24 protein-coding genes and 1 other annotated feature are annotated in these 20,948 nt (G+C 37.6%); of the genes, 21 read left to right on the forward strand and 3 right to left on the reverse strand.

Translation table 11 applies throughout. The annotated features are described in order from the left end of the window. Position 1 precedes the first annotated feature (1 nt). From GOM47_RS03605 to GOM47_RS03705, 21 genes are all read left to right on the forward strand, one after another. A complete protein-coding gene (locus tag GOM47_RS03605) occupies positions 2 to 1,750 on the forward strand; it encodes an ABC transporter ATP-binding protein (RefSeq protein WP_235081118.1) in 1,749 nt (582 codons plus the stop codon). A gap of 101 nt (positions 1,751 to 1,851) precedes the next feature. Beyond that, positions 1,852 to 3,111 (forward strand): TRZ/ATZ family protein, encoded by a 1,260-nt coding sequence (locus tag GOM47_RS03610; protein ID WP_235081119.1) that lies wholly within the window; start codon positions 1,852 to 1,854, stop codon positions 3,109 to 3,111. Between the two features lie 61 nt (positions 3,112 to 3,172). Beyond that, positions 3,173 to 3,308, forward strand: a sequence feature (ribosomal protein L10 leader region). Positions 3,309 to 3,346: 38 nt separating this feature from the next. Continuing rightward, positions 3,347 to 3,847 (forward strand): 50S ribosomal protein L10, encoded by a 501-nt coding sequence (gene rplJ / locus GOM47_RS03615; protein WP_070567620.1) that lies wholly within the window; start codon positions 3,347 to 3,349, stop codon positions 3,845 to 3,847. Between the two features lie 74 nt (positions 3,848 to 3,921). After that, positions 3,922 to 4,287: a 50S ribosomal protein L7/L12 gene (gene rplL, locus GOM47_RS03620; RefSeq protein WP_235081120.1), complete on the forward strand. Its 366-nt coding sequence runs from the start codon at positions 3,922 to 3,924 to the stop codon at positions 4,285 to 4,287. A 201-nt stretch (positions 4,288 to 4,488) separates the two neighbouring features. After that, positions 4,489 to 4,662 (forward strand): hypothetical protein, encoded by a 174-nt coding sequence (locus tag GOM47_RS03625; protein ID WP_000159607.1) that lies wholly within the window; start codon positions 4,489 to 4,491, stop codon positions 4,660 to 4,662. Further along, positions 4,659 to 5,438 (forward strand): replication initiator protein A, encoded by a 780-nt coding sequence (locus GOM47_RS03630; RefSeq protein ID WP_000822762.1) that lies wholly within the window; start codon positions 4,659 to 4,661, stop codon positions 5,436 to 5,438. Before GOM47_RS03625 ends, GOM47_RS03630 begins: the two co-directional genes overlap by 4 nt. 98 nt (positions 5,439 to 5,536) lie before the next feature. Beyond that, positions 5,537 to 6,895: a DNA (cytosine-5-)-methyltransferase gene (gene dcm / locus GOM47_RS03635; RefSeq protein WP_001210970.1), complete on the forward strand. Its 1,359-nt coding sequence runs from the start codon at positions 5,537 to 5,539 to the stop codon at positions 6,893 to 6,895. Next, positions 6,879 to 7,328: a hypothetical protein gene (locus GOM47_RS03640; protein WP_000645888.1), complete on the forward strand. Its 450-nt coding sequence runs from the start codon at positions 6,879 to 6,881 to the stop codon at positions 7,326 to 7,328. Before dcm ends, GOM47_RS03640 begins: the two co-directional genes overlap by 17 nt. Beyond that, positions 7,321 to 7,701 carry a hypothetical protein gene (locus GOM47_RS03645; protein ID WP_000566538.1) on the forward strand — a complete coding sequence of 127 codons (381 nt, stop codon included), beginning with the start codon at positions 7,321 to 7,323 and terminating at the stop codon, positions 7,699 to 7,701. Before GOM47_RS03640 ends, GOM47_RS03645 begins: the two co-directional genes overlap by 8 nt. A gap of 12 nt (positions 7,702 to 7,713) precedes the next feature. Next, positions 7,714 to 7,947: a hypothetical protein gene (locus GOM47_RS03650; RefSeq protein WP_000840776.1), complete on the forward strand. Its 234-nt coding sequence runs from the start codon at positions 7,714 to 7,716 to the stop codon at positions 7,945 to 7,947. Between the two features lie 2 nt (positions 7,948 to 7,949). Beyond that, complete coding sequence (locus GOM47_RS03655) at positions 7,950 to 8,537, forward strand: CPBP family intramembrane glutamic endopeptidase (protein WP_000821310.1); 588 nt, start codon at positions 7,950 to 7,952, stop codon at positions 8,535 to 8,537. A gap of 130 nt (positions 8,538 to 8,667) precedes the next feature. Then, positions 8,668 to 9,258, forward strand: coding sequence for a type IV toxin-antitoxin system AbiEi family antitoxin domain-containing protein (locus GOM47_RS03660; RefSeq protein WP_000227920.1), 591 nt, complete (start codon positions 8,668 to 8,670; stop codon positions 9,256 to 9,258). After that, positions 9,258 to 10,094, forward strand: coding sequence for a nucleotidyl transferase AbiEii/AbiGii toxin family protein (locus tag GOM47_RS03665; protein WP_000492396.1), 837 nt, complete (start codon positions 9,258 to 9,260; stop codon positions 10,092 to 10,094). The genes GOM47_RS03660 and GOM47_RS03665 overlap by 1 nt, the downstream gene beginning before the upstream one ends. Before the next feature lie 282 nt (positions 10,095 to 10,376). Further along, entirely contained in the window at positions 10,377 to 10,676 is a 300-nt protein-coding gene (locus GOM47_RS03670) for a hypothetical protein (protein WP_000869753.1), read from the forward strand. Next, positions 10,666 to 11,154 carry a hypothetical protein gene (locus tag GOM47_RS03675; protein ID WP_000093683.1) on the forward strand — a complete coding sequence of 163 codons (489 nt, stop codon included), beginning with the start codon at positions 10,666 to 10,668 and terminating at the stop codon, positions 11,152 to 11,154. Before GOM47_RS03670 ends, GOM47_RS03675 begins: the two co-directional genes overlap by 11 nt. After that, a complete protein-coding gene (locus tag GOM47_RS03680; protein WP_000286823.1) occupies positions 11,154 to 13,031 on the forward strand; it encodes a VirD4-like conjugal transfer protein, CD1115 family in 1,878 nt (625 codons plus the stop codon). The genes GOM47_RS03675 and GOM47_RS03680 overlap by 1 nt, the downstream gene beginning before the upstream one ends. A gap of 20 nt (positions 13,032 to 13,051) precedes the next feature. Further along, entirely contained in the window at positions 13,052 to 13,294 is a 243-nt protein-coding gene (locus GOM47_RS03685; RefSeq protein WP_000627865.1) for a hypothetical protein, read from the forward strand. A gap of 16 nt (positions 13,295 to 13,310) precedes the next feature. Further along, positions 13,311 to 14,165, forward strand: a complete 855-nt coding sequence (locus GOM47_RS03690) for a conjugal transfer protein TrbL (protein WP_235081121.1) — start codon at positions 13,311 to 13,313, stop codon at positions 14,163 to 14,165. A 53-nt stretch (positions 14,166 to 14,218) separates the two neighbouring features. After that, entirely contained in the window at positions 14,219 to 14,578 is a 360-nt protein-coding gene (locus GOM47_RS03695; protein WP_001097591.1) for a PrgI family protein, read from the forward strand. Beyond that, the gene (locus tag GOM47_RS03700; protein WP_171964974.1) at positions 14,529 to 16,886 is read left to right on the forward strand and encodes a VirB4-like conjugal transfer ATPase, CD1110 family; all 2,358 of its coding nucleotides are present in this window, start codon (positions 14,529 to 14,531) and stop codon (positions 16,884 to 16,886) included. The genes GOM47_RS03695 and GOM47_RS03700 overlap by 50 nt, the downstream gene beginning before the upstream one ends. 11 nt (positions 16,887 to 16,897) lie before the next feature. Next, positions 16,898 to 19,711, forward strand: coding sequence for a phage tail tip lysozyme (locus GOM47_RS03705; protein ID WP_000653450.1), 2,814 nt, complete (start codon positions 16,898 to 16,900; stop codon positions 19,709 to 19,711). Positions 19,712 to 19,745: 34 nt separating this feature from the next. Here the strand turns inward: GOM47_RS03705 and GOM47_RS03710 are convergent, their stop codons facing one another. Genes GOM47_RS03710 through GOM47_RS03720 form a run of 3 tightly spaced genes read right to left on the reverse strand, consistent with a single transcriptional unit; the run spans position 19,746 to position 20,839 of the window. Beyond that, positions 19,746 to 20,354: a hypothetical protein gene (locus tag GOM47_RS03710; RefSeq protein WP_024478356.1), complete on the reverse strand. Its 609-nt coding sequence runs from the start codon at positions 20,352 to 20,354 to the stop codon at positions 19,746 to 19,748. A gap of 1 nt (position 20,355) precedes the next feature. After that, positions 20,356 to 20,520, reverse strand: a complete 165-nt coding sequence (locus GOM47_RS03715) for a hypothetical protein (RefSeq protein WP_171964973.1) — start codon at positions 20,518 to 20,520, stop codon at positions 20,356 to 20,358. 55 nt (positions 20,521 to 20,575) lie between these two features. Beyond that, complete coding sequence (locus GOM47_RS03720; RefSeq protein ID WP_074192753.1) at positions 20,576 to 20,839, reverse strand: hypothetical protein; 264 nt, start codon at positions 20,837 to 20,839, stop codon at positions 20,576 to 20,578. Positions 20,840 to 20,948: the final 109 nt, after the last annotated feature.

Raw genomic sequence — 20,948 nt, forward strand, 5'->3', positions numbered from 1 at the left:
CATGAGACGACAAACCGCAAACCAGACGCTCAAACGTTTGGCTAAGGATTTAGCAAGCCATCCCTTCCTCCTTTTCCTAGCCTTTCTAGGAACTATTGCCCAGGTTGCCTTATCAATCTACCTACCTATTCTGATTGGGCAGGTCATTGACCAGGTCCTGGTGGCTGGTTCTTCACCAGTTTTTTGGCAGATTTTTCTCCAGATGATATTGGTGGTCATAGGAAATACCCTCGTTCAATGGGCCAATCCTCTTCTTTATAATCGCCTAATCTTCTCTTATACCAGAGATTTACGAGAGCGAATCATTCATAAGCTCCATCGTTTACCAATTGCTTTTGTGGATAGGCAAGGTAGTGGGGAGATGGTTAGTCGTGTGACCACGGACATAGAGCAGTTGGCAGCTGGCTTGACCATGATTTTTAATCAATTTTTCATTGGTGTCTTGATGATTTTGGTTAGTATTCTGGCTATGCTCCAAATTCATCTCCTCATGACCCTCTTGGTCTTGCTGTTGACGCCACTGTCCATGGTGATTTCACGCTTTATTGCCAAGAAATCTTATCATCTCTTCCAGAAGCAAACAGAGACGAGGGGGATTCAGACTCAGTTGATTGAAGAATCGCTTAGCCAGCAAACTATTATCCAGACTTTCAATGCTCAAACAGAGTTTATCCAAAGACTGCACGAGGCGAATGCCAACTACGCAGGCTATTCTCAGTCAGCCATCTTTTATTCATCAACGGTCAATCCTTCGACTCGCTTTGTCAATGCACTCATCTATGCTCTTCTTGCTGGAGTGGGAGCTTATCGTATCATGATGGGATCCACCTTGACCATTGGGCGTTTAGTAACTTTTTTGAACTATGTCCAGCAGTACACTAAGCCCTTTAACGATATTTCTTCAGTTCTAGCCGAATTGCAAAGTGCTCTCGCTTGTGCAGAGCGTGTTTATGCTGTCTTAGAGAGCTCCGAGGTGTCTGAAACAGGTAAGGAAGTCTTGACCAGCGACCAAGTCAAGGGAGCTATTTCCTTTAAACATGTTACTTTTGGCTACCATCCAGAAAAAATCTTGATTAAGGACTTGTCTATCGATATCCCAGCTGGTAGCAAGGTGGCCATCGTTGGTCCTACAGGTGCTGGCAAATCAACCCTCATCAATCTCCTCATGCGTTTTTATCCCATCAACTCGGGAGATATCTTGCTAGACGGTCACTCGATTTATGACTATACCCGAGCATCATTGAGACAGCAGTTTGGCATGGTGCTACAGGAAACCTGGCTCAAGCAAGGGACCATTCATGACAATATTGCATTTGGCAATCCTGAAGCCAGTCGAGAGCAGGTGATTGCTGCTGCCAAAGCAGCCAATGCAGACTTTTTCATCCAACAGTTGCCACAGGGCTATGATACCAAACTGGAAAATGCGGGTGAATCTCTCTCTGTCGGTCAGGCTCAGCTCTTGACCATTGCCCGTGTCTTTCTGGCTATTCCAAAGATTCTTATCTTAGACGAGGCGACTTCTTCCATCGATACGCGGACAGAGGTGCTGGTACAGGATGCCTTTGCCAAACTGATGAAAGGGCGCACAAGCTTTATCATCGCCCACCGCCTGTCAACCATTCAGGATGCGGATTTGATTCTTGTCTTGGTAGATGGTGACATTGTGGAACATGGCAATCATCAGGACCTCATGGCTAGAAAGGGCAAGTATTACCAAATGCAGCGAGCTGCAGTTTTTAGCTCTGAATAATCCTTTCTATTTTGAAATCTTATGGACAAAAAAAGTTGCCTTCGGGTGACTTTTTTGTTACAATAGCTAGAAAAAATCAAGGCCTTAGAAGGAGAAAACCAATGAAAGTCTATCAGCATGTAAATATTGTGACTTGTGACCAAGATTTCCATGTCTATTTGAATGGTATCTTAGCCGTTAAGGACTCTCAAATCATCTATGTTGGTCAAGAGAAACAAGAGATTTTAGATCAAGCTGAGCAGATTATAGACTATCAGGGAGCCTGGATCATGCCGGGATTGGTCAATTGCCATACCCATTCAGCTATGACAGGATTGAGAGGGATCCAAGATGATAGCAATCTCCACGAATGGCTTAATGACTATATCTGGCCAGCAGAAGCAGACTTCACTCCCGACATGACTACCAAGGCGGTCAAAGAAGCTCTGACGGAGATGCTCCAGTCAGGAACAACAAGCTTCAACGATATGTATAATCCCAATGGTGTGGCTATTGAGCAAATTTATCAGGCAGTCAAGGCTTCCAAGATGCGTTGTTATTTCTCACCGACCCTCTTTTCTTCAGAGACAGAAACAACTGCTGAGACCATAAGCAGAACACGTGCCATCATTGAGGAAATCTTAGAATATAAAAATTCAAATTTCAAGGTCATGGTAGCTCCTCACTCTCCCTACAGCTGTAGTAGAGACTTGCTGGAAGCGAGCTTAGATATGGCAAAAGAGCTGGACATTTCTATCCATATCCATGTGGCGGAGACCAAGGAGGAGTCAGAAATAATCCTCAAACGCTACGGCAAACGCCCCCTTGCTTTTCTTGAAGAACTGGGTTATTTAGATCATCCGTCCGTCTTTGCTCACGGGGTCGAATTAAACGAGCGAGAAATTGAGCGCTTGGCCTCCTCTCATGTGGCTATCGCCCATAATCCTATCAGTAACCTCAAACTGGCCTCAGGAATCGCTCCAATCATCCAACTGCAAAAAGCAGGAGTAGCAGTCGGCATTGCGACTGACTCGGTTGCTTCCAATAACAATCTAGATATGTTTGAGGAAGGACGGACAGCCGCACTACTTCAGAAAATGAAGAGCGGAGATGCCAGCCAATTTCCTATCGAAACAGCCCTCAAGGCTTTGACGATTGAAGGAGCAAAGGTCCTCGGTATGCAAGAACTGATTGGAAGTCTTGAAGTTGGCAAGCAAGCGGATTTTCTGGTCATTCAACCACAAGGGAAAATCCATCTCCAACCTCAGGAAAATATGCTCTCTCACCTCGTTTATGCAGTTAAATCCAGTGATGTTGATGATGTTTATATCGCTGGAGAACAGGTGGTTAAGCAAGGCAAAGTTTTGACGGTAGAGATTTAAAAAAATTTCAAAAAAGTTTGCAAAAATCTTGCATTCTTTTTTTGTCTATGCTATACTTATATACGGTTTGAAAAAACTGCCTAAGACAGTAGGGGAGCTCGGCTCATAAAGATCCTACCGAGGACAAAACGTATCATGTAAAAAGAAGCGTATTGTACTTTCGTGTCTAGGTTTGGGCGCGTTTTTCTTTTGGAAAAATTTCCCAAGCAAAATAATTACGGAGGTGAACACACTAATGAGTGAAGCAATTATTGCTAAAAAAGCGGAACTAGTTGACGTAGTAGCTGAAAAAATGAAAGCTGCTGCATCTATCGTCGTTGTAGACGCTCGTGGTTTGACAGTTGAGCAAGATACAGTTCTTCGTCGTGAGCTTCGTGGAAGCGAAGTTGAGTATAAAGTTATTAAAAACTCAATCTTGCGTCGTGCAGCTGAAAAAGCTGGTCTTGAAGATCTTGCATCAGTATTTGTTGGACCATCTGCAGTAGCATTTTCTAACGAAGATGTTATCGCACCAGCGAAAATCTTGAACGATTTTGCTAAAAACGCTGAAGCACTTGAAATCAAAGGTGGTGCAATCGAAGGCGCTGTCGCATCTAAAGAAGAAATCGTTGCTCTTGCAACTCTTCCAAACCGCGAAGGACTTCTTTCTATGCTCCTTTCTGTACTTCAAGCGCCAGTGCGCAACGTTGCTCTTGCAGTCAAAGCGGTTGCAGAAAGCAAAGAAGACGCAGCTTAATCTTAAGCTACGCAGCGTAGCCTAGCTACGGAAAAACTATTATAAAATTAAAAACTTATTTGGAGGAAATAACAATGGCATTGAACATTGAAAACATTATTGCTGAAATTAAAGAAGCTTCAATCCTTGAATTGAACGACCTTGTAAAAGCTATCGAAGAAGAATTTGGTGTAACTGCAGCTGCTCCTGTAGCAGTTGCTGCAGCTGGTGCTGCTGAAGAAGCTGCTAAAGATTCATTCGACGTTGAATTGACTGCAGCAGGTGACAAGAAAGTCGGCGTTATCAAAGCTGTACGTGAAATCACTGGTCTTGGACTTAAAGAAGCTAAAGAACTTGTTGATGGTGCACCAGCTCTTGTTAAAGAAGGCGTTGCAACTGCAGAAGCTGAAGAAATCAAAGCTAAATTGGAAGAAGCTGGAGCTTCAGTTACTCTTAAATAAGAGGCATATACCAATTAGAATTCGGAATACTATAGTATCAGCCTTTTAGAATCGTGAACACATTTTAGAAACTGATAAATTAATTTAGTTTCCTGCCAAAAACCCTACCAAAAATTAATTTGGCAGGGTTTTTTTTAAAAATAAAATTATTTTGGAGAACAGTTGAATATTGTTCTCCTTTTTTTATTTTCTGGAGGGAAAATGACAAAAGAATTACAATCATCACGCTATATTGTCATTTCATTTTTAGTACGTGAAATGGGAATTGACATTGTTGAAGCCATATCTCTTATGGCTGAATTAGAAAAAAGTGGCTTGGTTCGATTGGAATCAAGTGGAGATTTAATACTCAAAGAACTTGGAGGAGCGCTATGAAACGAATTACCGCAAATCAATACCAAACTTCAGAACGGTATTATAAATTACCTAAAATTCTTTTTGAGGATGAGAAATATATGGATATGAAACTAGAAGTAAAGGTGGCTTATTCTATTTTAAAAGATCGTTTAGAATTATCTCTCAATCGTGGTTGGATAGATGAAGAAGGCGCGGTTTTTTTAGTATTTTCTAATTCTAAACTGATGAGGCTGTTAGGTTGTTCGAAGTCAAAATTACTGTCCATCAAAAAAACTCTTAAAGAATATGACTTAATTGATGAAGTTCAACAGTCTTCAAGTGTTAAAGGAAGACTAGCTAATAAGATTTATTTAGGAGAATTATCTTCTACCCCAGTAGATAATTCAAACAGGCCTAGTGTTAATAAAAGACTAGGGCAGGTTGAAAATGAAACGGCCCCCGTCTCATATTCAGCCCCTAGTGAGACTGAAGTTAGTGAGACTAAATATAGTGAGACTGATTCTTTATTTACTGAGGATGAGGAGGATAGGAATACTCATCCTATCTTGAAAAGAAAAGTAGAAAAGGTCACAAAATATGATCGAGATTATATTTGGGGATTGGTACAAGATCAATTTAGACGAGAAGGTTTTTCTGAAACAGCCAGTGAAATTGCTATGACTGATTTTGAGAGAATCTATCAGTATGCTCTTGACAATGTTCGCTTTGTTAGACGAGCGGAAGCACTTGCTGAATTTGTGTTTAACGGCTTGTATTCTGTTTGGAATAACCGTGTTAGAAAAGGAGGTGGTTAAATGTCGCCAATCGAGTGGATATTAGTTATGCTCATTTTAATTTCAAGTGGTATAACTCTTTGGACGTTGATTGTCGATCAGAAAGGGGTGATCAAGAAATGAGATTTATTGATTTATTTTCAGGTATAGGTGGATTTCGACTAGGAATGGAAAGTGTTGGACACGAGTGTATTGGATTTTGTGAGATTGATAAATTTGCTAGAGAATCTTATAAGTCCATTTTTCAAACGGAAGGAGAAATTGAATTTCATGACATACGAGATGTTTCAGATGACGAATTTAAAAAACTTAGAGGGAAAGTCGATATCATCTGTGGGGGATTCCCTTGTCAAGCATTTTCAATCGCAGGAAGACGATTGGGATTTGAAGATACTAGAGGAACTTTGTTCTTTGAAATTGCTCGGGCGGCCAAACAAATCCAACCACGTTTTCTTTTTCTTGAAAATGTTAAAGGCCTACTCAATCACGATAAGGGACGGACGTTCACCACAATCCTTACCACACTTGATGAGTTGGGGTTTGATGTTGAGTGGCAGGTGCTTAACAGTAAGGATTTCGGCGTTCCCCAAAACAGAGAGAGGGTGTTTATTATCGGACATTCTAGAAAGAAAAGTACCAGACTCTTATTTCCTTTCAGACGAGAAGGTCAAGCAACTAACTCTGAGATTTTAAAAACATTAGGGAATTTGAATCCATCAAAAAGTGGAATGAGCGGTAAAGTCTATTATTCAGAAGGTCTTGCGCCAACCTTAGTTCGTGGAAAAGGAGAAGGATTTAAGATTGCGATTCCTTGCATTACACCAGATAGATTAGACAAGAGACAAAATGGTAGACGCTTTAAGGAAAACCAAGAGGCGATGTTTACTTTAAATACTCAGGATCGTCATGGTATTGTCGTTGTTGGAGATTTACCAACTAGCTTTAAGGAAACTGGTCGAGTTTATGGAAGTGAGGGGTTATCTCCAACACTGACTACAATGCAAGGTGGAGATAAAATTCCCAAAATACTAATTCCAGAACCAATCAAATTTCTAAAAGTACGGGAAGCAACGAAAAAAGGATACGCTCAAGCAGAAATAGGAGATTCAATTAATTTGGAAAGACCAAGTTCTCAGTATCGTCGTGGTAGAGTTGGAAAAGGTATAGCTAATACGTTAACAACTAGTGGACAAATGGGAGTAGTAGTTGCTAGTTATGAAGGAGAAGATAAACAAGTTTATCATGTAGCCGGTGTATTAATAGATGGACAGTTTTACCGTCTGAGGATACGACGAATCACTCCTAAAGAGTGTTTTCGCTTGCAGGGCTTTCCTGATTGGGCTTTTGAAGCTGCTAGAAAAGTCTCTAGTAATAGTCAGCTCTATAAACAAGCTGGTAATAGTGTAACCGTTCCTGTGATTGCCGCAATCGCAAAGAAATTAAAAGAAATAGAGGAAAAAGATGAAAGCATTAAATAAAGAATCAATACTAGATTGTGATGAATTAGAAACAGAATTACATGATGCAGAAATCAAACAGCTGGATGAACAATTATTTTTGATACCCAATTATCCATGTGAGTTTGAAGTAACATTTTTAGATGATTACCATAAAAAACACAACTACCCACTATTTTACGAGTCCTATCTTCAAAACGTTATGGAATTCCTTGAAAGTCAAGACATAAAGAATGGGGTTGATGCCTTTGTAGATGATAATCAAAATCTTGTTTTTGTTTTATATGGACAAGGCTATCGAGCCGAGGGAAAAGAGGGAATACTTACAACCCAAGTAACTGTAAAAGCTTATGATGAAGACAAGAAACCGATTAACTTCGCAAATTTATTAGATTCCTTGATTGTCTCAGAATATCAAATGGAACCGAATCTTTGGGAGGTCTCTCATGATTGATCTCTATCTAAGTAAAAATAGCCAAAGAAATCAACTTCTTTTGGATTTCTTTCAAAAGTATAGCATAGAGGTCACTCCTCATTCTATTTCTGAAATGACAAAGGACAAATTAATTGAAATGATGAGCTATTCTTCAGATTGTTTTGAGTTTTTATCTCCCAATTTATTACGATTTAAGAATCGTGACAATCTAAGATTAACGGATTTCATCGAAATGATATTAAAAAATCCTGAACTAAGCATCAGACTTCCTCTTGCAGTTTCAAATAAGAGAGTTTATCCAAATCTGAATTTGGAAGAGGCTAGAGCTCTATTGCCAAGAGATACGAAACAATTGATTTACATGGCACAAACACATTATTTATCTAACTAAAGGAGAAGCAATATGGCTGAACGATTTTGGGAGAACTTGTCCATTATTTTGGCTGAAAGAAATATCAGCTGGATTGAGTTAACCAGAAAAATGTTTGCGGGAGAGTTTCACTATCCAAGTGAATTGAATCGTTTGTATCAAAAGATACGCCACTACAAGATGGAACAACGAATGCCTCAAAGTCCATGGGTAGAAAGGATTGTGCAGGTATTAGATTTAGATTATGAAGATTTATTTCGGAGGTAACTATGAAAAGAATAATTCCAGTGTATATATTCCAACAAGTAAATGTTTTATTGGTATCCCTATACTTACTGAAATTGCTTTGTATTAGTGAGTTAACCATACTACAGATTCTCTATTGTGCGTCGCTCATTTCTTTTTTATGGATGTATGGTCAACGAAAACAAGTTGTCAAGGTCAATATGAAAACTAGGATGAAATGGCTTGGTATTGGATTCGTTAGCCTACTGATTATAAGTCTATGTTTTAGTCTGATTCATGCTCAAGGAAGCACGAATCAAGCAAACTTAATTGGGCTTCAACATCAAGTTCCTTGGTTTTCATTTTTATTGTTCTTAATCAATGCGAGTATGGTTGAAGAATTTTTGTATCGAGAAATTTTATGGAACTTGGCTAGAAAATTAGATATTCGAGTTGCTTTGACAAGTGTTTTATTTGCCTTAGCACATCATCCAGGAACCATTCTAGGTTGGTGTTTGTATGTTTCACTTGGGATGTTTTTAGGGCTTGTACGCTATAAATCTGACTTATGGGGCAGTATGGGTCTACATTTAGTGTGGAACCTATCAGTCTATGTCTTATTTTTTCTTTAATAATAGCTGGTCTGTCTTACGTATGGATTAATTTTGAAATAAAAAAACTAAATGAATTGATTTTAAGGAAATAAAATGCTAACATATATAGTAGATGTTAGCATTTTATTTCTAAAGAAAGGAGAATGATATGGTTGATAAAAGAGAGAAACTGATGAACTCTTTCAATCAGTATGGTTTTTTAACTTTTAAACAAGTGATAGATGAAAATTTACACTACAAAACCTTATTAAAAATGGTTACAGAAGGAAAAATCGATGCTGCAGAAAAAGGCTTATATCGCTTACCTGATATTTATTTAGATGAGTGGTTTGTTCTTCAGTATCGATTTCCAAAGGGAATCTTTTCTTTGGAGACAGCACTTTGGTTACATGGTTTATCTTTGACTATCCCTTTTAACATGACGATGAGTTTTCCTTATGGTACGAATACCAAAAACATTAAGGAAGCAGATATACGTCCTATTATTTTACGCTCTCACTATAGTGAAGGAATTATTGAAATAGAGCGTCTTCCTGGCCAATTTATTAAAGTTTATGAAGTTGAACGAGTTTTGGTTGAGTGTCTAAGACCAGTTCATCAGGTGGATCTTCAAATTATTGCACCAGCGTTTAAAAAATATTTTCAACAAAATAAAATTTATTTACACAAATTATTTTATTATGCCCAGCTATTTAAAGTAACTGATAAGTTACAATCTTATACGGAGGTACTATCTTAATGTTTTCAAATGCGAATAGCTTTAAAGCAAAAATCAAAAACATTTCAAAAGATAAGGGAATTCCAGCCCAACAAGTACAACAACATTATTTAATTGAGCAAGTGTTAAAACTGATTTCTACTAGTTCTTATAGAGATTCCTTCATTGTAAAAGGAGGGTATCTAATAGGTCAAATGATTGGACTAGATAAGCGAACCACAATGGATTTAGATGTCACTCTGAAGGGAACCGAAATGAGCAAAGAAAATTTGATTCATATCTTTGAAGAGATTCTTTGTTCTAAAACTGATGGATTTTCATTTTCAGTAGATAAGCTAGAACCTATTCGCCAAGATGATGAATATGGAGGATTTTCATTAAAATTAAATGCAACTTTCGATACATTAAAGGAGGTTGTTTTTATTGATATTACTACTGGTGATAAGATCACACCAAGAGAAATTACTTATTCAATGAGTTCTATCTTTACTAATGAAAGCATCAAGATATGGACATATAATCTAGAGACTGTACTTGCTGAAAAGTTAGAAACGATCATCAGTAGGGGATTAGCTTCGACACGCCCACGTGATCGATATGATCTTTTCACCTTGTATAAACTTAGAAAAGAAGAGATTAATCTAGAAGTGTTAAAAAATGCACTTGAGAATACGGCAGAAAAACGTAAAAGTAAAGATACTATTTATAATTGGGAAGAACAAGTGAGAGGAATTGAAATTTCTGATTATCAGAAAGAGCTATGGATTCGTTATCAACGCCAATTTAAGTATGCTAAAGATATCTCATTTGATAACTCTGTTCAGGTTATTAGGGAAATTATGCAACAAATATTTTAGTACAAAAGTAACTCATTCGTAAAGCAGTGAGTTGCTTTTTTTATTCCAATAACTCCAAAAATGTGATAAAAATTTCAACTACTCTTATCTATAATAAAGTTACCTGTTCTTTGAAAATTGAATCCACTCCGTCTTGATTAGCGTGCCTGTGTAAGTAGGGACTGAGAGTATTTCCCTGTGAAGGGCAACTGGCACAAGACGTGTGTGAGAATTTTCTAACAGACACGGAGTTTATCGTTACCAGACTTAAACGATGCGACAAACTAGATAAAGGAGTTAATCATGAAGGTAGTAAACTTGTATGATTTGAAACAAATGGGAAATAAGGGTGGTTGTACCATCCAATTGATTCATCACTTTCCCTTTGGTATGGGCTTAGGACATCTCAAAAAAGACTACATTGAATTTAAACGAGTTGGTATCTTTGATGGGAAAGCAGTAGAAGTTACTCTTCGAGAACCTTATTCGAGAGATCTACTGCAGGTTGTTAAGTCGATTAAGCAACGTCAGAAGTTGATAGCTTATCGTTATAAAGAAGGAAAGCTGCTATTTGTGAAGAAGGAGGCATCAGATGTCCTCTGAACAACAGGAACGAATGGCAGTTCAATATGCTGAGCGTAGTCTTTTATTTACTGTAAAAAGTCTCTTAAAGATTCTAGAATGGTCTAGACGTCAGGCTTTAGCACAGGATTCCGCCTATAAGGTAGGAGTGCAGAAATTAGAAGAATTGCTACAATCTCCTTATTCGATTGATACGATTAATCTGAAAAAAGATTTTTTAGACAAACCAATTGATATAGAGAAGTTTAAAGCTTTTTTAGAAAAAGAAGAGATTCCTTTAGCCATCGCTTGGCAAGGGGATTCTCTGCATTTCTACACGAAAGACCGTTCGATTCTGGATAATCATTTAGACCATCTTTTAGAAAAAATGGTTAATGATCCGGAGAAATTAGCTGATTTTACCATGGATAAGTCATTAGATGATGCTATTGATGAAGCTAAATCCCAAATTACCTTTAGACAAGAAGGAGCCGTCAAACAGAAAGAGATGGTGAGATGATGTACAGTGGAAAGAAATTCCTACTATTCTCACTGTTAGGTATCTTACTAGGCTATCTTTTTCATCGTTTGACGCTTTTGTATGATTCCTATACTGGAAATATCTTAGATAAATGGACTCATCTCCTGATGGAAGGTCAAGATGAAGTTCTTCAGTCGCCATGGAATGTTTCTTTTACTGGAAAATCAAGTGCTTTTTTTCTACTAGGTTTTGTGATGATGTTACTAGTTTATCTCTATCTAGAGACTGGTAAAAAACAATACCGAGAAGGGGTAGAATACGGGAGCGCCCGTTTTGGAACTCTAAAAGAAAAGAAGCTCTTTTACGGTAAAGAATTTTCTCATGATACGATCTTAGCACAAGATGTTCGTCTGACATTATTAGATAAAAAACCACCCCAATATGATAGAAATAAGAATATTGCGGTGATAGGAGGTTCAGGAAGTGGGAAGACTTTTCGCTTTGTGAAACCCAATCTAATTCAGATGAATAGTTCTAATATTGTGGTGGATCCTAAAGATCACTTGGCCGAGAAAACAGGCAAACTCTTTTTAGAACATGGCTACCAAGTAAAGGTGCTAGATTTAGTCAATATGAATAACTCAGATGGCTTTAATCCTTTTCGCTATATAGAAACAGAAAACGATTTGAATCGCATGCTGACGGTTTATTTTAATAACACCAAAGGCTCTGGCTCCCGTAGTGATCCATTTTGGGATGAGGCTTCTATGACTTTAGTCCGTGCTTTGGCCTCCTACTTGGTAGATTTCTATAATCCACCTAAAACAAGAGAACAGCTCATAAAAGAAAGTCGTTTAAGTCAAAAGGAATACCAAAACTTGTTGAAAGGTCAAAAAAAAGAAGTGGAAGAGCGAAAAAAACGAGGACGTTATCCAAGTTTTGCTGAAATCTCAAAACTCATTAAACACTTATCCAAGGGTGAAAATCAAGAAAAAAGTGTCTTAGAAATTCTATTTGAAAATTATGCTAAAAAGTATGGAACTGAAAATTTTACCATACGAAATTGGGCTGATTTCCAAAATTATAAGGATAAGACTCTGGATTCTGTCATAGCTGTAACCACTGCTAAATTTGCCCTCTTCAATATTCAAAGTGTCATGGATTTGACCAAAAGAGATACCCTTGATATGAAGACATGGGGCAAGGAAAAATCAATGGTTTACTTAGTTATCCCAGATAATGATAGTACCTTTCGCTTTCTTTCAGCCCTCTTTTTTTCAACCGTATTTCAAACCTTAACAAGACAAGCAGATATTGATTTTAAGGGACAATTACCTCTTCATGTGAGAGTCTACTTAGATGAGTTCGCAAATATCGGAGAAATCCCAGATTTTGCTGAACAAACCTCAACAGTTCGTTCTCGTAATATGAGTCTCGTTCCCATTCTTCAAAATATTGCCCAACTTCAAGGGCTCTATAAAGAAAAAGAAGCTTGGAAAACCATTTTGGGGAACTGTGATAGCTTAGTCTACTTAGGTGGTAATGATGAAGATACATTTAAATTTATGAGTGGATTACTCGGTAAACAAACCATTGATGTTCGAAATACTAGTCGTTCCTTTGGCCAGACAGGTTCAGGTTCCCTTTCTCATCAAAAGATTGCTCGTGATTTAATGACACCCGATGAAGTCGGAAATATGAAACGGCATGAATGCCTGGTTCGAATTGCCAATATGCCTGTCTTTAAAAGCAAAAAATACAATTCAACCAAGCATCCAAACTGGAAGTACCTAGCCAATCAAGAAACCGATGAACGGTGGTGGAACTATCAAATCAATCCTTTGAATCAAAGACAAGAAAATCATCTTGAAGGCCTTAGAATTCGTGATTTAACTTTTGAATCTAGTTTAAAATAAAAATAGAAAAGAGGAAATAGATGATTACGCATTTTAAAGGTTTTGTTTATGGAGTAGACGCAAGTGCTATGTTTGCACAAGCTATGTCTTTGTTACAGAAGGGATTGATTGCGGTTGGTGCCTTTCTCGTTGTTGTGGGGATTGTCAACCTTGCAACCAACATTAAAGATGGTGGACCAGGTGTTCGGAATGCCATTCTTGAAATTGTCGGTGGTGTTATGGTCGGGGCTGCTGGAGCCTTTGTAACCCAGATTTCAATTTAGGAGGATAAACAATGACATGAATCTTAGTTTAGTCTCACCCTTTGTTTACCTTGCATCTGAAAAAATATCAGCTGAAAATTTATTTGAAGGATTTATTGTAGATTTACAATCTACAGTAGATCTGATTAAATCCCTATCTAGCTACAATCCAACAGTTTGGACTTATATGTCTAGTATTACTAAAAGTGTCATGCAGCCTCTTGGAGTTGCGATTTTATCAGTTGTCCTCATCTTAGAATTTTCGAAGATGGCAAAGAAAATTGCTAACTCTGGTGGAGCGATGACCTTTGAAGCATTAGCGCCGATGTTGATTAGTTATATTATGGTCGCAGTTGTAATTACCAACACTACCGTGATTGTGGAAGCCATCATCGGTATTGCGAGTCATGCCATTGAACAAGTGGCCTCGATTGTGGCTCACGGTGGGGCAAAGTATGATACCATCTCTGGATTAAAAGGTTCAGGCTTTATTGGCCGGATGATTGTAGGCTTTTTCGCCCTCCTCATTTGGCTTGTTCGGATAGTAAGTGCAGCCATGGTTAATCTTTTGGTATCTATTCGATTTATTCAACTCTACCTTATGATCCCATTTGCCCCTCTTACGATTCCAACATTTTTAAGTGATGAATGGAAGTCTATTGGTATTGGCTATTTAAAAAATATTATGGTCTATGCGGTACAAGGGGTTCTTATTTTTCTGATTGTTTCTCTTGTTCCTTTGTTTGAATCTGCTGGGAAAATAGCTGTTTCAAATGGTGCAGGAGTCCTGCAATCTCTTGCGATTATGTTTGGTAGTTTAATACAAGCTATCTTACTGATTATTGCCCTCGTTGGTTCTCAACGTACGGCTCGCTCAATCTTAGGTATGTAATTAGATAAAGGCTAGGAAGTGATTGCTTCTTAGCCTTTTTAGAAAGGAAAGTCATGAATACACGTGTCTTTAAAGACATCTCAAAATACCAACACAGGGCTTGGTTAGGTTTCACCACAAGACAAATCATCTTTGTTTTACCAGCCTTTATTGTCACAATTATTGTTTTGGGCTTGAATCTCTTTTTCTGGCAATTTGGAGATTGGTTTGTTTACGGTTTTGTGTTTGCTTTTACCATCCCCCTAATGCTTTTTGGAGTCTATAAACCCAATGATTTATATTTTGAACATTATTTGAAATACCGTCTTCATTTTGAATTAACGGTTCCCCTACGCACAATTACAGGAAAGAAAGGATCTGAACATGAAAAGAAAATCAAATACATTAAAGAAACAAAAAACTTCAATGACTAATAAAAAGGAAGAAGTTAAAGGGAAAAAAGAGGAAGTGTTACCTTCTACGGCTAATACTCTTTCCTATCAAGCCCTGTATCAAAATGGTCTGATGCAGGTAAAAGAAGATTATTTCTCACAAAGCTACTTACTTGGTGATGTCAATTATCAAACTGTTGGTTTAGAAGATAAGGGCGCAATCATTGAGAAGTATTCTGATTTGATTAACTCTTTAGACGATCAAACCAACTTCCAATTGACCATCTTTAATAAAAGATTGAATTTAGAAAAGTTTAGACAGAGTGTTCTGTATGAGGAAAAAGAAGATGGGTATGATAGCTATCGTAAAGAATTGAATCGGATGATGAATCAGAATTTAGACAGTGGTGAAAATAATTTTTCAGCTGTGAAACTGATTAGTTTTGGTAGAAAGGATTCTAATCCCAAACAAGCCTATCGTTCCTTGTCTCAAATAGGCGAATATTTCAAGAGTGGTTTCTCAGAAATTGATGCACGATTTGAATCCTTGGCTGGAGAAGAACGGGTGAACTTGTTGGCCGATATGCTTAGAGGAGAACACCATCTTCCTTTTTCTTACCGTGATTTAACGAGATCGGGTCAGACAACTCGTCACTTCATAGCACCTAATCTCTTGGATTTTAAAAACAAGAATTACCTACAAATCAATGACCGTTTATTACAGATTGTCTATGTGAGAGACTACGGTATGGAATTAGGAGATCAGTTTATCAGAGACCTCATGCAAGGAGATTTGGAATTGATTGTAAGCCTCCATGCTCAAAGTTCGACCAAGGCAGATGCCATGAAGAAACTACGAACAAAGAAGACCTTGATGGAATCCCAAAAGATCGGGGAACAACAAAAACTTGCTCGTACAGGTATCTATTTGGAAAAAGTAGGTCATGTATTAGAAAGCAATATCGATGAAGCTGAGGAACTCTTAAAAACCATGACCGAGACAGGAGATAAACTATTTCAAACAGTCTTCTTGATTGGTGTTTTTGGTCAGGATGAAGAAGAACTCAAACAAGCACTAGACACTATTCAACAAGTGGCTGGCTCAAATGACCTAATGATTGATAAACTACCATATATGCAAGAAGCAGCCTTTAATAGTTTGCTACCATTTGGTTGTGATTTTTTAGAGGGAGTATCACGGAGTTTATTAACATCTAATGTAGCAGTGAACTCACCTTGGACTTCAGTAGACTTACAAGACCGTAGTGGGAAATATTACGGTATCAATCAAATATCAAGTAATATTATTACCATTGATCGCAGCCTATTAAATACACCGTCTGGTCTGATTTTAGGAACATCTGGAGCTGGGAAAGGGATGGCAACCAAGCATGAAATTATCACGACCAAAATCAAGGAATCTGGTGAAAATACTGAAATTATCATCGTGGATCCAGAAGCAGAGTACAGTGTCATTGGACGAACTTTTGGGGGAGAAATGATTGATATTGCGCCTGATTCCCAAACCTATCTCAATGTCCTTGACTTGTCTGAGGAAAATATGGATGAGGATCCTGTAAAGGTAAAATCAGAATTTCTTTTATCCTTTATCGGTAAGTTATTGGATAGAAAAATGGATGGGAGAGAAAAATCGATTATCGACCGAGTTACGAGACTCACTTATCAGTCATTTAAAGAGCCTTCTTTGGAAGAATGGGTCTTTGTCTTGAGCCAACAAGCAGAAGAAGAAGCGCAGAATTTGGCACTTGATATGGAACTGTATGTTGAAGGTTCTCTTGATATTTTTTCTCATAAGACCAATATTCAAACAGGATCCAATTTCTTAATCTATAATGTTAAAAAGTTAGGAGATGAGCTGAAACAAATTGCCCTTATGGTTGTTTTTGATCAGATATGGAATCGTGTCGTTCGGAATCAAAAATTAGGGAAGAAGACCTGGATTTATTTCGATGAGATGCAGCTTCTCTTATTAGATAAATATGCCAGTGATTTCTTCTTTAAATTGTGGAGTCGTGTCAGAAAATATGGAGCCAGTCCGACTGGGATAACCCAAAACGTCGAAACCTTATTGTTAGATCCAAATGGTAGACGGATTATTGCAAATAGTGAATTTATGATTCTCCTCAAGCAAGCAAAAAATGATAGAGAAGAATTGGTTCAACTCTTAGGCTTGTCAAAAGAACTCGAAAAATACCTAGTCAATCCAGAAAAAGGGGCTGGACTAATAAAAGCTGGTTCAGTTGTCGTTCCCTTTAAAAATAAGATTCCTCAAGGTACTCAATTGTTTGATATCATGAGTACGGATCCTGATAAAATGGCTTCTAATTAAGGGGAAGGTAAATGAAGGATAAAAGAGAAATCATACGTGCCCGAAAGGCATTTAGAAGAAGTCTAAAAGATGAGAAGAAATTCTTGAAAAAAGGAAAGAAGGAGGTAAGGAAACAGAAAAAAGATTCCGCTGTACTGGATGAAAAAGCATGGAAAAAAGAGATAAAAGAAAAGCTAGAGGAGATGAGAGAAGCTTCAAAGGCTAGAGTAAAACAAGCAAATGAAGACTACAATCACATCCTTCAAAATACTCCTCCATCTCTTTTGAATCGGAAAGAATTAAGAGACAGACGATTGCCTCATGCTAGGAAACGATTGAAAATAGCCAAGAAGCAATTTAGAGAAGCCAAGGTAGAAGCAAAAGAAGAAAGAAAAGAGAGTCGTAAAGAAAGAAAAACCAATCAAAAATTTCTTTATGGTCAGGAATCGAAAGCAAAATCCAATTTTTTCTTTCAAGGGAAGAGTTTAGAAGAATTAAAAGCTAAGAAAGAAGTCAAGGCCGCAAAAGATAATCTAAAATCTACTAAACAAGCCTATAAGTCCAAAAAAGTCAGTAGGAAAGCCAAAACTTTTCTTTATGTCCTTGGACGTGAAGGTGGAGAGTTAGCTTCAGAAAATGAAGATTTAGAAGGCTATCGTACACTTCAAGAGACCATTAGAAAAGGGAAACGCTACAGTCGACTTTCTTATAATCTTGGAAAAGCTAGTGTCAAAACAGGACAAGCAACAGGTCGTTTTACCAAGAAAAGACTGACCAACACAAAAGAGCGATACCATCATTTTAAGGATGGAAAAGGATGGAAACTAGCGAAAGATAATCCAAGTTCCTTTAAAAATCGGTATCGAAAATTAAAGAAACAAGGTCTTTCAAGTGTCCGAAATATCTATCAAAAACTAAAAGCAGCCTTTTCCTTCTTTACATTTACGGCTGGGAATCCTGCAACCTGGATAGTTGGAGGATTAGTCTTTCTTCTCTTACTTATGATGAGCTTCTTTTTAGGATTTTCATCTGCTAGTTTGATTCAACAAGATGAATTTGAATTAACAAAAGCTTATACCCATCTAACTTGGGAAGATGCAGAACATACTCGCACAAATGACAAAGGAATTACTTATTACACAAAAGTTGATGATGTGATGGGCTATATGAACTTTAAATTCCATGACTATGAGTTACACAAACCAGTTCACTTATTTAGTTCAGAAACTTACAAGGATTATCTGTCTACTTTGTGGCATGATTTAAACGATGGGGATGATTTGAAATCCATGCAAGACCTCTATGAAACTCCTAAGTATAAACTCTCGAAAGACGATCAAGAGGAAATGAAGGAACTAAAAGAAGAGGGTGTATATGCTTCCATGCAGGAATTGGACAATCCATTTGAGGGGAAAAGCAACGAAGATAGTCTAACCATGACTTATCGTTATGGATACTATGATTTAGATGGGAAACCTACTCTTCAGGAGTACATTCTACTAGAAGCAAAGGCTCACCAAACGATTGTCGCACCAATGGATGGAGTTGTATCTCTAGATGGTGACAATATTATTCTCACTAACGGAAAAGGAGAGAATGAGAGTCGATTGACCTTGTATTCTATTCATAATGGCCGTGCGATTGAGGGGACAAGAGTCTTAACGGGTGATATTATTGGTGAAACACCAGACGATACAGGTTTGAAAGTTTCCTATCAAAAGTATAAGAACAAGAAAGAAAAATTGGTGTATGTCAATCCGCAATTTTATTTTCCAAAAGTCATTCAACTTCAGACAACTATCTTACCTGCCATTGGTCAGTTTGGTGGGGATGAGTTTGAACGAGCAAAACATATTTATGAGTTTTTGAAATCTCAAGGGGCAAGTCCCCAAGCCATTGCGGCTATTTTAGGAAATTGGTCGGTAGAATCTTCTATTAATCCAAAACGAGCTGAAGGGGATTATTTATCTCCTCCTGTTGGCGCTACCGATTCCTCATGGGATGATGAAACCTGGTTAGCAATTGGAGGTCCAGCCATTTATAGTGGTGCTTATCCTAATATCCTTCATAGAGGTTTGGGGTTAGGTCAATGGACGGATACTGCAGATGGTTCAACACGGCATACAGCTTTATTGAATTATGCACATATCAAAAATAAGAAGTGGTATGATTTAGATCTCCAACTTGATTTTATGCTTCATGGGGATAGTCCTTACTATCAAAGTTGGTTAAAGGATTTCTTTGGAAATACGGGCAGTGCAGCCAATTTAGCCCAACTCTTCCTTACCTATTGGGAGGGAAATTCTGGTGACAAACTACTGGAAAGACAAACCAGAGCAACAGAATGGTATTACCAAATTGAAAAAGGCTTTAGCCAAACAAACGGAGGACAGGCAAAGAGTGATCCACAATCCCTCGAAGGTGTTCGTGGGGACTTGTATGATCATTCTGTTCCTGGTGGTGGAGATGGTATGGCCTATGCCTATGGACAATGTACATGGGGTGTTGCGGCTCGTATGAATCAGTTAGGCTTAAAATTAAAAGGAAGTAATGGTGAGAAGATTTCAATCATTAATACCATGGGAAATGGTCAAGACTGGGTTGCGACAGCTTCAAGTCTTGGTGGGGAAACTGGCTCTACACCAAGAGCAGGTGCCATTGTTTCTTTTGTAGGAGGTACACATGGCACACCAGCTATCTACGGTCATGTGGCTTTTGTCGAGAAAGTCTATGATGATGGTTCTTTCCTTGTGTCTGAAACTAACTATGGTGGCAACCCTAACTATACCTTTAGAAAAATCTCGCAAGCAGATAGTGCCATCAGTTTTGCTTATACGGTGAAATAAAAGAATCATGTCATCAGTTTAGGTGACATGATTCTTATTTTTTATAGAGTGACATATTTAATGCCATAGGTTGATAACTTACTTGATGATCGTCTTTAATCAATTGACTGTAAGCAACAAATCCGAACTGTTCATAAAATTGAATGACTTTAGGATGATTGATACTATCTAAAAATACCATCTGAGTTCCTACAATTGCTCGAAATTCTTCAATTTTTTGAATTACAATTTCAAATAACTCTTGTCCTGATAGTTTATTTAGCTTTGTGTTTTTGCCGAATTGACCGATAAGTAACACAGGGAGATAATCAATATTTTTGGGACTTTTTCCTTTTAGGACGAGTTTCTTTTTTAAGGATTCCTTTAAATCAGAAATATCAACAACTTTGAGAGATAAACTAAAGAATCCTATGATGTTATTTGTTTCAGTTTCTTCAACGATAAAATTACGAGAACGATGTTGTTTTTCAAAATTGGGAGCTTTATCAGATAGATAAGTCAACATCTCTTCATTATCTTTGAAATTAACATTTTCTAAAATGATAGTTTTAAATAGCTCCTGAACTTGTTTCTCAGTTTTATCAGGAGCCAGCACTTGAATATTTTCAAGATATTGCTTAAGTGGTGTTACTTGAATTGTCATCTTACAGATACTTTAAAATGAGTTTATTTTTCGTTGGAGCGGTAGCGTCTTGTGATTTAATAGATTTCAAGACTGCTTGTAGCTTTTTAGATGGTTCATGATTAAGAATTTTTAGAGCATCTTCGTTTGTTAGTTTTATATCACGTGTTAAACTGATTGTAGCCATTTGTTCTACCTCCTGTTTCTACTTAAATTCATTATAGCTTATTTTGAACAAAAGTTCAATCTAAAGATAGTGTATGTTTTCTATAGTGTATAAATCCAAAATAAGTTTTTCTCTTGCGTTTGTAGCTCATATTCGTTAGAATAATGGTGTAGATGAGTGGTCGGCTCATGGTCAATCTGATAGTAATCTTGGACATAAGGGCCAAGCGGTGGCGGACACCAGAACAAAATCCGATAGCAATCTTGGACGTAATGGCCAAGCGGTGGCAGACACCAGAATAAACCGACTGACTAGGTGGCTTACAGATTCTGTAAGTCATCTTTTTACTTTGATAATAATGTTTTATCATTTTAAGGAGAACGCAGTTTTGGCTCGTTCTCTTTTTTGTTGTGATACTTCTTTCAAGGAATATTTGGTAGGATTGGAGT

Source organism: Streptococcus oralis (genome assembly GCF_021497945.1).
Taxonomy (GTDB): domain Bacteria; phylum Bacillota; class Bacilli; order Lactobacillales; family Streptococcaceae; genus Streptococcus; species Streptococcus oralis_BR.